Here is a 12,655-nt window from a genome sequence, read left to right on the forward strand (position 1 = left end):
AGGAGGAACGCGCGTGAAGAAAGCCGCCGCGATAACGTTGTTGTGCCTCATCGCGCTCGCGCCGGGCCGGGCGTTGGCGTGGTGGGACGAAGGGCACATGCAGATTGCCTACCTGGCCTACAAGCGGCTCGATCCCGCGATCAAGGACAAGATCGATGGCCTGCTCAAGCTCAATCCCGACTATCAGGTCTGGACATGTGGTGCGCAAGACGAAGCTTCCCGAAGGACTTATGCCTTCGTCCACGCGGTGACGTGGGCCGATGACATCAAGACGAAGAGCGAATACCGGGAGGATCGCATTACGGACGCGACCGCCGGGCAGAACGTAGCTTACGACAAGCTAAAGCACACCTATTGGCACTATGAGGATATATTGTTCTCGCCCGACGGCACGACGCTGCCCACTCCGGATCCGGTCGATGCCGCGAAGATGGCGAAGATCATGATCGCTACGCTGCCCGCAGCTTCCGGCGCCCCCGATCAACTCCGTTCTTACGACCTCGTCTGGTTGCTGCACCTCGTCGGGGATCTCCATCAACCGCCTCACGCGATCGCCCGCTACACCGCCGAGCTTCCGCACGGCGACCGCGGCGGCAACGCTGAGATTGTCGTCCCGGCCACCGGCGAAACGATCGCGCTGCATGCCTATTGGGATCGTCTCTTCGGCGGATACCTCATCGTGACCGGAGGTGGTCCCGGCGTTATGGAGGCTGCGCACGTCGGAGTGGCCTTTAGCAGAAATGGAATGGACGATCTCGAAAGGGCCTTGGCGAAGCTTGCGGCGACCCCGGATTACGGCAATCTGGACGATCTCTTCGAGAACGACGGCAGCCTTAAGAAATCGAAGCGGAAGGACGCGATGGCCGCCCGCGATTGGCTCGCGGCTGCACTCGACGTGCGTTCGGCCGCGCCGTCGACGCTGCCTCTCAGCCTGGCCATTCCGACCTGGCTGTACGGTGCTGAGCCCACTATGCCGTTCGCGACGCACTACGCCGAATATTATCAGAACAGTCTTCGCGAGGAAGTGCTCGTCAACAATTCGCGGGCTGGGATCATTTACGGCCGAGGGGGCGGCGGAACGCTGCGCGAGATGTTCCAGGACGTGGAAAGGAACTACTACGCTAAGGACGCTGAAAATTTCACTCCAATGATATTCTTCGACAGGGGCGGCTACTGGCTGCGCTCCGCGGTCTACGAGAGCGGCAAGGTTACGAGCTACGGCTTGAAATTGGACGAAGCCGTCCCCGAAATCCTCAAGTTCGGCATCTGCAGCCGATAGTCCGACGAAGCCGCATTGCGGCAATTTCTCGATAAAATGGCTTTCACGGACGACGTATCTGTCATCAAGGATGTCTTGGCCAGGCATTCGGGCGTTGCGAAGCGAAATATGTCTTTCGCGCTTGCCGGCGAGTCGTTCAGGATACCTACGCTGCGCATGAACCTGGCGTAAACCAAAATTCCGCTGCGCCCATGTCCTCTGGACATTCCGGACGGGTATCGCCGATGCTGTCCGGAACTCCCGCGACCGCGATGACCGGCCTGAGGCGGGACACCCTGCGGCGGATCTTGGCGTTCGATATTGAAACGCGCGGGGGCTAACAATCTCAAATGTGTGAAGCGTTCCTATTATCTTTGCTTCGCGGATCGTCGACTGGCCGACTTTCAACGCCGATACAATCTAGGTGTGGAGCCTCAAGAGGTTGTCCTCGGTTAGACCGAGTCTGCTGATTGGCTTTTGCGAGTTTATACCACCATGTGGTCTGTGCCAGTTGTATTGGTGCAGCCAGATTGGCAGTTCTTGGGCGCACCGATCTGATGTTGGATAGGCTTTGGCGTAAGCCCATTCCCGAAGTGCGGTCTGGATGAAGCGTTCGGCCTTGCCGTTTGTTCTCGGCGTGTAGGGCTTGGTGCGGATATGCTTGATGCCCAAATCCCGACAAGCATCGCGGAATGCGAAGGACTGGTAGCAACTCCCATTATCGGTCATGACGCGCGCGACGGTGACGCGGAGGCTTTTGTAATAAGCCACAGCCGCCTTGAGGAAGGAAACAGCACTCTCCGCCGTCTCATCGGGCTTGATCTCGGAGAAGGCGACGCGGGAATGGTCGTCAATGCAGACGTGGACGAAATCCCAACCGGCGCCACGGCTTTTGTTCGGGCCACTCGGATCGCCGGTGATGCGGTGGCCGACACGCTGGAAACGCCCGAGTTTTTTGATGTCGAGGTGAATGATTTCGCCTGGATTCTCGCGCTCATAGCGACGTTCCGGCTCGGCCGGCTCCAGATCGCGGATCCGGTTCAAGCCCAAGCGGCGCAGGACGCGGCTGACGGTGGCCGCCGACACCTCGACCTCGGCCGCGATCTGCTTGCCGGTGTGGCGCTGCCGGCGCAAGGCCTCGATGGCTGCACACGTGGCTGGCGGGGTTTGGCTCGGCGATGAATGGGGTCGCGACGAGCGGTCGCGCAAACCATCCACACCTTCCCCGCGGAACCGCTTGACCCATTTGGCGACGGTCTTCGGCGTCGTGTTGAACTGGTAGGCAGCGTCGGCCTGGCTCAGCCCACCTTCCACCACGCTTCGGACCATCGCCTCTCGACCTTTGGGCGTCAGAGGCGCATTCTTGTGGATGTTCATCTGGTCTCTCCTTGGAAAACTGAAGCTTCGCAACCTCAGCTTCCTCGGTTCAGACCAGATGGACAACCTCCTGAGAGACCACATCTAGGTCGCGCGGCAGAATAATTCATCTGCCGGAGCGACGAATGATAGGGAAAACCTGTGTAATTTCGAGGGTTGGTGAAAGCCGCTCCCACAGTTTGCTTTTTTCGCATGATCCAGCGTATCGAACAGGACAGGAATGAACCTAATGACGACATCCTCGACATGTTCGATACCTTGCATGGACGGCTGGTACGCGAAGCGGGCGCAGTCGCTGACGAGATTTCGCTGCGCAGGTGATGAAGAGCACGGGTGAGAAAACGCCTGACCGCCTCTAGCAGATCGGTCGCGTGTGACGTCGTCTGTGCTTGAGCTCAATGCCGCTGATTGTGCGACCAGCACCGGCGGCGGCGCATCGGCGCAACCCTGCTCCGGATTCGCCCAGCTCGTCGCTCATCTTCGGATCAAAGTCTTGCTCAAGATTGCCCTCATCCGCGCGCGCGGTCCTGGCAACCTCAATAATGGACTGCCCAGCTTCTGGGCACGCAACTTGGAGCATCTCGACATCGCGCGCGGCGATCGCGTGCTCCAGGTCGGTGCCGGGACCGGATACTACTCGGCGGTGTTGGCTGAGATCGTCGGATCCGGCGGTCGTGTGACGGCAATTGAAACCGACCCAATGCTGGCCTAGTGACCTTCGCGTCGCCCGTACCTGAACGTCGCGCGGATCATCTGCCGCCAACCGTCGGTCTTAACGGGTCGGTCTTGCGAGGCAGGCTAAAATTCTACGATGCTATCTCGTTTCGTAATGAACTGCCGTTCGTTGCGCGGTAGGCAGGCATTTCTATCTAGTCGTCCGTGAAGAATGCGGATTGATCTGAGAAATAAGCAGAATTTGTCTTGATGTAGTATTCGATTTTGCAGGAAAGCGGGGTGTTGGACCTCGCTTTCTTGCGTTTTAGGATTTTGCTTTTGGGCGATTCGTGATTCCCTGACGGCGTCGTCGACATTGGGGAATGCGATGAGCAAGCCGAGGGATGATCGCCAGAAAGACCTGTTGCTTCCGGCGCTTGATCAGATCATCGACATGGGTCATCCGCTGGTGCGGTTGGCAGCGCTGATCGACTGGAACATCCTGAATGAGCGCTTCAGTTCAGTGTGCCAAGCAGGGTCGGGCCAGCCGGGCTTGCCGACGCGGCTAGTCGCCGGCCTGTTCATTTTGAAGCACATGCACAACCTGTCAGATGAGGTGCTGTGCGCTCGCTGGATCGAGAACCCCTATTACCAATACTTCTGCGGCGAATTGAGCTTCTGCCACCGTCTGCCGTTCGATCGATCGTCGATGACACGCTGGCGGCAGCGGCTCGGCGAGGAACAGCTCGTCGCCCTGATCCAGGAAAGTCTTTCAGTGGCGCACAAGACCGGCGCCATCGGTCCCAAGGACCTGGAACGGGTGGTCGTCGATACCACAGTGCAGCCCAAGGCGGTTGCACATCCGACCGACGCGCGGCTGCTGCATCGAGCAATCACCAAGCTGGTCGGGCTCGCCAAGTGCAACCGTGTGCCGCTACGCCAGAGCTATCTGCGCCTGGCCAAGCGCGCCGCCATCATGACCGGCCGCTATACCCACGCCCACCAGTTCAAACGCGCCCGGCGGCAGCTCAAGTTCCTGCGGACACGGCTTGGCCGGATCATCCGCGACATCCGCCGCAAGATTGATGGCGATACGGTGCTGGAAGCTCGCTTCGGCCCGTTGCTCGGTTTAGCGCAGCAGGTGCGCAGCCAGGATCAGCATCAGCGCGGTCCGAAGGTCTATGCGTTACATGCTCCGGAGGTTGAGTGCATCGGCAAAGGTAAAGCCCGCGCGCCCTACGAGTTCGGCTGCAAGGTCAGCATCGCCACCCCTGTGACGTCTCCGAAGGGCGGCCAGTTCGTGCTCCATGCCAAGGCCCTGCATGGCAATCCCTTCGATGGGCACACGCTCGGTCCCGTAATCGCCGACATGGAGAAGCTCACCGGGGTGGAGACTCGCCGTATCCACGTCGACAAAGGATATCGCGGTCACAACCACCCGCATCGGTTCAGGGTCTGGATCTCGGGTCAGGTCCGCCGCGTCACAGCTTCCATCCGTCGCGAGATGAAGCGTCGCGCGGCTGTCGAGCCTGTCATCGGCCACGTCAAGGCCGAGCACCGCATGGACAGAAATTATCTCAAGGGACGCCTCGGCGACCGCATCAACGCTGTTCTCGCCGCCGCCGGCTATAACTTCGGTCTGCTGCTGCGATGGCTCGCAGAGCTCTTGCGTGTCATCATCCGAGCCTTCTTCGAGACCGTCCCGGCTCGAAACACCGCTTGAGCCGGGCGCCGCCGCCAGTTCTTCACGAACGACTATCTAACGGACAAAAAAGTCTTCCGTGAAAGGTGAACGAGATGCGGCCGTCCGTCCTAATGAAGACCTGGGATATCGCCTCGCAGAAGATACTTATAGCCCTCCTCGGTCATCCATTTGGCGCGCGCAAGATGACTGTCATAGACCTGCCGCGCGTGGTGCGGTTCGCGCGCCGGATCGATGCGGAGGATAATCCGACTGACCTCGCGCCAGTCTGCCCCCTCGCGATCCGCGTCCAACAGACGCCAATAAGTGACAAGATGCACGAAGTCATAGGGCATCACAATCGAATCGGCAGGAGCCAGATCCGCTACATTGGGTTCGAGCGGTCGTTTCCGCATAGCAGTTTCCTGAGATGAAGTAGCATCATCAGCAGACTCGGATACCTGCCTTTTGGACACGAAGCTAAGTCGTGTCTAGTCCCAGATTTGGTATTACGTGGTGCTCTAAAAGCATCACCTACGTCGGTTGCCTCCGAATAGCGATCGCGCGTCGCTCCAGCCGCAGCGAAGCCTATCTGCTCAGCCATGCTTCAGAGTCGGCGGCGCCGACGAGAACGCCCGTCCGGCGCAGGAGATCGAGCCTCCAGGTCTCCCCAAGTCTGGACGTGGGATCCATCATGCTCGGCTTTGACGTAGCCAATCCGCAGCATGCCCCGGCCTTGGAACTAGGACCTAGTCCAGCGCCGACCTAATATGCTTTGATGAGTAGGATGGAAATGAGACGCGTGGTGCTTCAATGTACATGGTCATTCGCAAGTACACCAAGGTTCGTTCGGTTGCGGATGCCGCCCGCCGCGCGAAAAGCGGCATCGGTCAGATCCTAAGGGAATCGCATGGATTCAGGAAGTATTATGTGCTGGACGGAGGTGAAGGCGTCGGTGTCGCTGTGATGATATTCGACGATCGCGAAAGCGCCAGCGCAGCGAACAAAAAGGTCTTGGAGTTCGTTCAAGCGAGTCTACATGACCTCCATCTTGGCGATCCCGAAATCGTTGCCGGCGAGGTATTGGTAAATATCCAATCCGATCAGTAGTTGATCGCAAGCGCGCCCCTTTCCGTAGAGCAAACGTCACGGCGCGGAACGATAAGCTCCGTACTGAGAGCCCTTAAACACACGATCAATTTGGCCGCGGCTGGTATCCTCTGCCTGGCGGGCGCGGGCAAGCGAGCGATTGGGACCGCGTCGTTCGTCGTGCCGATCATCGGCTTTCCGGGAGAGACAACAAGGAGCGGCCGGATATGTCATTCGAATTCTGGCTCGTCCATCATGCGGCGGAAGGGCCCCGGGGGCGAGCTTGAGGCAAGGGCGTAGCTGTCCTCCAGACAGCGGGAGCGAACGAATTGGACATGCAAGCGACACAACGACTTTGCTTTATTGGGTTTTCCTCGGCGTCGTTCTTCATTGTCGGTGTCGGCATTGTCTTGCCGGCGTGGATCGCATTTCACGCCGGCGGATCGAGCCTGGTTGGCCTGCTGCTGCTGACCTCGAGCGTCGCCGGATTCGTTCTCGCGCCGCTCAGCGGGTACATCGTCGACCGACATAGCCGTCTCACAGTCACCGCTTCTGGCCAGGTGATCAGGGCTTTGGGCTTGTTTATGTTGGCCCTCGTGCAAGTCCTGCCCGACGTGCTCTCCGGTCCGATCCTTCTTTCATCGGCCATTCTCGGAGCCGTCGGCTATGCGCTCCTGGCAGGGGCCGTGAGCGGCCTGCTCCAGTCGCTCGTTCCCGAGACGGAGCGCATGGCATTCAACCTGCGCCTGTCCGTCTTCAATCAGGCGGGTCTCGCCATCGGGACAGGCGTTGCCGGCTACTTCATTGATCGTCTCGGTAGCGCTACAACGGCCGCCCTATCTGCCTGCATGGCGTTGGCCATTCTGCCTTTGCTCGCGAGGCTGACGGGAGCCACAAGCGGCCACGTATCGATGAAGAGCCTCAACCCGCTTTCCGCCTCGCGTGAGGCGCTTCGTTATCTTTTGAACGAGCCACAAAGCCTGTCCGCTGCGGTCACGGCGGGACTGGCCTTCGCCGTGATCTAGATTACAAACCTGTTGTTGCCTGGTTTCGTCATCCATTCGCTTGGCGGAGGCAGCGATCTTTTCGGCATGCTCGAGATGACGGCCGCCATGGCCGCCCTCGCTGTCGCTGGGATACCGGCGCTCGCCAGGAAAATGGCGCGAACAACAGTGGCGGTTCTCGCAGGGCGGCGGCCTCATTGATCGCGCTATCCTTCGTGACCAACCCGCTGGTCGCGATTGTGCTCTATGCCCTTGCTGGGATGCTTTGGAACCTGTCGCGGGCCGCGGCCAACGGACATCTCTTGACCGTGGTGGATTCGGCCCTGATCGGACGCGTCCAGGCATTCACGACCTTGCTGACCGGAGCGCTCGGCGCGCTCATCTTCCTTCTGCCAACCTTGGTTCCGAACGCGACTGAAGCGGGCCTCTACATGGCCTGCGGAGTGACGATCTTCATCGCCACGGCGCTCGTTGGCCTATGGACCGGCCGCCGCAGACACGCGCGCGTCTGAGTGCTCATCCTTTCAGAGGCTGTCGTATCGGAGCGCGGCTGTCACCCCTCAAACTCGACGGCCGAGATGGCGTGAGGGATGATTTGTCGCCCCCTACGTTCAACGTTTGGTTTTGCGCCGGTGAACGTCGAAGTTCACAATTCCATCCGCACGATCTCGATAGGCTCACCGCCGAGTGCTTGAGAGAAAAAGTCTCGGCCTACGCTTAGAAAGCCGCATTTTGGTAAAAGCCTTCGGCGTCAATCGTCGCCTCAAGGGTGCCGTCCGGAATGCGGTTGGAATTCGGTATGGCGTATTCCCGGGTAACATGAAGTTATCGTTTCAGGCGGCAAGGTCAATTGGCTGATCGGTGGGTTTTGTGGCGAGCGTGTTCCAACCATCGACCTTGCGCATGCTGATCTGTCCCGAGGCGAGCAGCGCCCAGAACATCATCGCGGCGGTGTCGGCCGACGGCAGTACGGTTTGGGTTTTGATCCGGCGCTTGAACTCCTCGTGCAATCGCTCGATCGCATTGGTCGTGCGTAGGCTGCGCCATTGGCTCGGCGGCAGGCGCGCGAAGGTGAACAAGCGGTCTCCCGCTTCCTCCAGGCTGTCGGCAACGGCACGATGCTTGAGCCGCCATTTGCGGATGAAGGCCTTGCGGCGAACGGTGATCTCCTCAGGCGTCGTCGCATAGATCATGTCGTTGTACTCTGCGGTGATCTCGTCGTGCAGGCGCTCGGGGGCATGGGCCAGCAGGTTTCTGTGTTTGTGAACCGTGCAGCGTTGCACCGGCACGCCGTCCCAGACGACTGCAATGGCCTTGTCGAGCCCTGGTGCGCCGTCGACGATGAGGAATTCGGGACGCCGCAGCCCGCGCTTGATGAGATCGTCCAGCACCGTGCGCCAGGCCTCGGCGCTTTCGCCGCCCATGCTCTTGATCGCGAGCAGAACCTTCTGGCCGTCCGCTCGCACGCCCAGCACAACGAGCAGTGAAATCGAGGTCGCCTTGCGGTCGAGGCGCACCCGAACGACGGTGCCGTCGAGGATCAGGCGCACGATCGGCTCCGCGGCCAGCGAGCGGCTGTTCCAGGCGTCCCAGTCGCCCTTTACCTTGCGCCAGGTCCGGCTCACCGTGTCCTTGCCGACCGTCCCGCCGAACAAGGCCGCCAGCGCGCGACGCACCCGCCTGGTATTGGTGCCGGCGAGATAGCTGCTGGCGATCAGCGCGTCGGCGGCAAGCGTGCGTCGTTGATAGGCCCGCAGCGCCTGGCTCTTCCATTCCGCCGTCCCGCCCTCCGGCGTGGTCAGCCGGGCCCGCGGCACCGCGATCTCGATCGGCCCGAACGTGCCCGTCAGCGAGCGCGTCCGGCTGCCATGACGGTGGGCCTTGACGCAGGCTCCTGCTTCATTGCCGGCCATCTTGCTTCGTTCGTAACGCGGCCGTGCCAGCGCGGTATCGAGTTCGCCGCGGATCAGCTCTTCGATGAACTGACGCGCCCGAGCCCGCACCTCGGTCTCGATCGGATCGAACCAGTTGTCGAAAAGATCAACAGCCATTTCGGTCGCAGGCTGCATGGAATCAGGCTTCGTAGTAAACTTGGTCATGGCGTAGTCTCCAGTCCGACGCTTCAACGCCGGACGATTCGAGGTTGATCACCCCGGAGACTACGCCAACCCTAATTCCTACCAACCCTGCGACGGCACCGCCTCAAGCCTGATTGGCCCACTATGGCCCACCCGCGCCAGCTCTATCCCGATATTGAGCAGCCGACGGCCGAGTCCGACACCCGCAAGACACGCCGTGTCGCGGCGATCACGGACGCTGCCGGGCGCCCATCGTCACGAGCGCTTGAGTTGGGACGCAATCAGGGAAATCGCCGTGTAACCGGTTTCGAATTCGGCCCAGACCAAGAAGGCACGATCTCCTTCTGAACAGGAAGGCGCAGCTCCCTTGCGCGCTTGATGCGCTCGGCTTGCTGAAATGCAATCTCTCTGCGTACAAACTTCTCTAGTTCGTCTTCTGCGGTTCGCCTGAAATGCTCGCGCGGCGTTCTCGCAATCCCTTTCCGTTCAATCATAATTCCGCTCCCGGAAGGCTATCACAATACGGCAACAGGGAACCCGGCGCTAGGTTCTGGGCGCTGAATGCATGCCAGCACGGCGGGCTAGACGCCCGCCAGCGGCCAGAAATTGAGAAAACATCAGACGCTGGACGACTTTGCGAGCTTCTTCCGATATCGGCACGGGCATGCCAGCCCTAGACCCAATTTTCCATTTCGACTTCCTCGATGAGAATGAAGGCCGCCCCAGCGGCTTATTGGGGACATCGCGGAGCAGCTGGCTTGCTCCCCCTGTCCAATTTGGTGCACAGAATGTCTCCTGCGATCAAATGAGGGATCGTGCGAGCCCCTTCGGGGACGGCTTTCCTCGTGCCGCTGAACGGCTCTCCGGAGCCCTCGACCGGTCTCCCGAGTATTCGCGTGACGATCCTCTTGCGGGTCATCACCGCGTTTCACGATCGTCAGCTACGCCCACCAGCTTCTCTCCGGTAGAACCTGTTCTCACCGACGCAGGCTCGCATGTCGGGGCGCCGGAACCAGATGGCCCGTCCGCACCGCAGCGGCGGGTTGCCGGCCGTGAAGATGACCTGCTCGTCGGTCCGCATCCGCAGGACCTCATGCGGCAGCATGAGCGGCCGGCGCGCGAGCTGCTTGGACCTCGTCCGGGAGGAACCCGACATCTGCGAGGACCGGGTCAGTTGATCAACCTCGACCGTCGTGTCGCCACAGCGCTTTGAGATGTAGTCTGCCGTCTCGGGATCGTTGATCGCCGAGAAGGAGATCCAGGACGCGCTCTCGAACCACTTGCTGGTGGCGTCACGTCCGCCATAGGCCTCGCGCATTTGGCCGATCGATTGGTAAAGCATCAGCAGGGTGATGCCGTATTTGCGTCCCGCATCGCGTGCAGTTTCGAGAATGCGCAAGTACCCGAGGCGAGCGACCTCATCGAGCAGGAACAGGGTGCGGCCGGTCACTTCGCCATTGCGATTGTAGATGGCGTTGAGCAGCGAGCCGATGATGACGCGGGCGAGGCCGGCATGGTTCTCCAGCGTCTTCAGGTCGAGATTGATGAAGACGTCCGTCCGGCCCTCCGCGATCTCGGCCGTCGTGAAGCTCGACCCAGACACCAGCGCGGCATAGTTGGCATAGGAGAGCCAGTGGGTTTCCTTCACGGCATTGGCGTAGACGCCGCTGAACGTTTCCGGCGTCATGGCGATGAAGGGCGCGACATTCTCCTTCACGAACCCCGACTCCGAATGGTCGTAGATCGTCTGAAGCCGCTGGCGCAGCTTCGGCTCCGGCTCGGACAGGTTGGCGCGGACCTGGCGCAGGTGCTGGTCCTTCTTTTCCGTATGACCGGACAGGCAGACATCGGCGATCAGCGCCGTCAGCAGCTGCAACGCCGAGGCACGAAAGAAGTCGTCCCGCGCCGAACCCTGGCGCGGATTGTCGGTCATGATCCACGACGCCACCGCGGCAATGTCCTCTTCCTTTGTCGCGCCGTGCTGGCCGATCCAGTCGAGCACATTGAAGCCGATCTCTGGCGAGCGCGGGTCAAGCACGAAAACCAGCCGACCGGCCCCGTGCCGGTGCGCGGTCACCATGGGCGCGACCTCGTTGGAGGGGTCGAGGACGACCAGCCCACTGCCCCATTTAAGCGCTGTCGGCACCGTGACGGATGTCGTCTTGAAGCCGCCGGAACCGGCGAACACGATGCCGTGCGACGAGCCGAAGGACGCATCGAAACAGAGCAAAGGAGACTTGCCCCCGGCACCCCATGTCTCGTCGTCTTCGGCGCGAAAGGACTGCTCGACGACCGCATCCCGATCGACGCGATAGCGCTCCCCGACCACGATGCCACCTGCATCCGGAAACAGCCGCGCAGCCGCAGTCATCGCCATCCAGTCGGACTCGCCATGGATGGCGCGTTGCCCCCGGATGCGGCGCGGCTCAGCGGCCGCGAAGGCGGCATTGCCCCTCATGGCCACCCTCAACCCGAACACGGCCACGATCGCAGCGAACGTCGCTCCGATGATGGTGGAGGGATCGGCATAACTCAAAAGCCGGTCTCCAGAAGGCAGGGCGTTGGCGAAGGAATGGAGCCGTGCGATCTCGCGCGAGGTGGCGATCGCGACCACAACGAAACCACCGTACACGACGCTCCAGCCGGCGAAGCGGATCGCCGTCGCACCGGCCGCCGCGAACAGGAAGACCACGCCGATCGCCGCAGCCATGAGGTAGGGCAGGGCGATGCCGATCCGGCCGAGCATCAGGCGCGCGTTCGGGCTCGCCCCGAACTTGGAAAGCCACGCTTCGACGCCGGTGAGGGCAAGGCATAAGCCCGCCATCAGCACGGCCGGCGCGAGCGTCAGCGCAATCTTATTTGCTCTCATGACCGAACGCTTGCACGCCGATCGCCATCAGCCGCTCGCGTTCCGTCTCGTTGCCCCGCAAACGGTCGGCGGCATCGATCAACAGGCCGAGCAGCAGCGCGCGCTTCTCATAGCGAAGCCCCGCCTTCGCGATCAGGCCGCCGAGCTCGATCTTCTCCCGCGTGTCCTTCTTGCGGGACTCTGTGGCGTCAGAACGGCGCATGCGTTCAGCCCTGTTCAGCCACGCCCGAAGACGCGCCAGACGCGACGCCCGCCGCCGCCTTCGTGGTTCGGCTCCCGCCTTTGCGAAACCGGCTGGCGACCTCCTCGAAGGCCGACAGCAGCGCGTCCTCGTCGATCTCGATCTCTCCCATCCCGGCCTTGAGCGCGATGCGGCCGATGCGCTCGGCTTCCCGCGTTTCAGCCTGCTTCAGCTGCTCCTGGAGCCGGGCGATTTCATCCCTGATCTGCCGCGAGGGCTTTTTCATTCCGGAAGACCTTTCCTGTCATGACTTGCGCGAAGCGCCGACAGGAAAGCCGGGGTGAGCGCGAAGCGCGACCCGGGTAATTAACGGGGTCGGCGAAGCCGACGCTTTGGAAGATCATCCCGCCGTTCCGAAGGAGCGGCTCCAAGGGCGCAGTAATACGTCGTTGACGCGACGTCCT

13 protein-coding genes are annotated in these 12,655 nt (G+C 61.2%); 7 read left to right on the plus strand and 6 right to left on the minus strand.

Annotated elements, in window-relative coordinates:
• Positions 1-13: 13 nt before the first annotated feature.
• The gene (locus ACVJ5M_RS43180; RefSeq protein WP_456679680.1) at positions 14-1,279 is read left to right on the plus strand and encodes a S1/P1 nuclease; all 1,266 of its coding nucleotides are present in this window, start codon (positions 14-16) and stop codon (positions 1,277-1,279) included.
• 399 nt (positions 1,280-1,678) lie between these two features.
• Here ACVJ5M_RS43180 and ACVJ5M_RS43185 read toward each other — a convergent pair whose 3' ends face one another.
• Entirely contained in the window at positions 1,679-2,635 is a 957-nt protein-coding gene (locus ACVJ5M_RS43185) for an IS481 family transposase (protein WP_456679681.1), read from the minus strand.
• A 192-nt stretch (positions 2,636-2,827) separates the two neighbouring features.
• Here ACVJ5M_RS43185 and ACVJ5M_RS43190 point away from each other — a divergent pair, with 192 nt between their 5' ends.
• The 3 genes from ACVJ5M_RS43190 to ACVJ5M_RS43200 all read left to right on the plus strand — a co-directional run bounded on the left by ACVJ5M_RS43190 (position 2,828) and on the right by ACVJ5M_RS43200 (position 5,012).
• The gene (locus ACVJ5M_RS43190; RefSeq protein WP_456679682.1) at positions 2,828-2,956 is read left to right on the plus strand and encodes a hypothetical protein; all 129 of its coding nucleotides are present in this window, start codon (positions 2,828-2,830) and stop codon (positions 2,954-2,956) included.
• 64 nt (positions 2,957-3,020) lie between these two features.
• Positions 3,021-3,347, plus strand: coding sequence for a hypothetical protein (locus ACVJ5M_RS43195; RefSeq protein WP_456679683.1), 327 nt, complete (start codon positions 3,021-3,023; stop codon positions 3,345-3,347).
• 330 nt (positions 3,348-3,677) lie between these two features.
• Complete coding sequence (locus tag ACVJ5M_RS43200) at positions 3,678-5,012, plus strand: IS5 family transposase (RefSeq protein ID WP_063982113.1); 1,335 nt, start codon at positions 3,678-3,680, stop codon at positions 5,010-5,012.
• A gap of 89 nt (positions 5,013-5,101) precedes the next feature.
• Here ACVJ5M_RS43200 and ACVJ5M_RS43205 read toward each other — a convergent pair whose 3' ends face one another.
• A complete protein-coding gene (locus ACVJ5M_RS43205) occupies positions 5,102-5,386 on the minus strand; it encodes a DUF2285 domain-containing protein (RefSeq protein WP_456679684.1) in 285 nt (94 codons plus the stop codon).
• Between the two features lie 397 nt (positions 5,387-5,783).
• On the opposite strand from ACVJ5M_RS43205, the gene ACVJ5M_RS43210 reads away from it, so the two are divergent.
• The 3 genes from ACVJ5M_RS43210 to ACVJ5M_RS43220 all read left to right on the plus strand — a co-directional run bounded on the left by ACVJ5M_RS43210 (position 5,784) and on the right by ACVJ5M_RS43220 (position 7,575).
• Positions 5,784-6,080, plus strand: a complete 297-nt coding sequence (locus ACVJ5M_RS43210; RefSeq protein ID WP_456679685.1) for a hypothetical protein — start codon at positions 5,784-5,786, stop codon at positions 6,078-6,080.
• Positions 6,081-6,394: 314 nt separating this feature from the next.
• Positions 6,395-7,084, plus strand: coding sequence for an MFS transporter (locus ACVJ5M_RS43215; RefSeq protein WP_456679729.1), 690 nt, complete (start codon positions 6,395-6,397; stop codon positions 7,082-7,084).
• Positions 7,085-7,278: 194 nt separating this feature from the next.
• Positions 7,279-7,575, plus strand: a complete 297-nt coding sequence (locus ACVJ5M_RS43220; RefSeq protein WP_456679686.1) for a hypothetical protein — start codon at positions 7,279-7,281, stop codon at positions 7,573-7,575.
• 321 nt (positions 7,576-7,896) lie between these two features.
• Here the strand turns inward: ACVJ5M_RS43220 and ACVJ5M_RS43225 are convergent, their stop codons facing one another.
• The 4 genes from ACVJ5M_RS43225 to traC form a co-directional block, all read right to left on the minus strand.
• Positions 7,897-9,132, minus strand: a complete 1,236-nt coding sequence (locus ACVJ5M_RS43225) for an IS256 family transposase (RefSeq protein WP_456679629.1) — start codon at positions 9,130-9,132, stop codon at positions 7,897-7,899.
• Between the two features lie 946 nt (positions 9,133-10,078).
• Complete coding sequence (gene traG / locus ACVJ5M_RS43230; RefSeq protein ID WP_456679687.1) at positions 10,079-12,010, minus strand: Ti-type conjugative transfer system protein TraG; 1,932 nt, start codon at positions 12,008-12,010, stop codon at positions 10,079-10,081.
• A complete protein-coding gene (gene traD, locus ACVJ5M_RS43235; RefSeq protein ID WP_456679688.1) occupies positions 11,997-12,212 on the minus strand; it encodes a type IV conjugative transfer system coupling protein TraD in 216 nt (71 codons plus the stop codon). The genes traG and traD overlap by 14 nt, the downstream gene beginning before the upstream one ends.
• A gap of 4 nt (positions 12,213-12,216) precedes the next feature.
• Positions 12,217-12,477, minus strand: coding sequence for a conjugal transfer protein TraC (gene traC, locus ACVJ5M_RS43240; RefSeq protein ID WP_456679689.1), 261 nt, complete (start codon positions 12,475-12,477; stop codon positions 12,217-12,219).
• Positions 12,478-12,655 lie beyond the last annotated feature (178 nt).

It is taken from the genome of Bradyrhizobium sp. S3.7.6 (genome assembly GCF_054061875.1).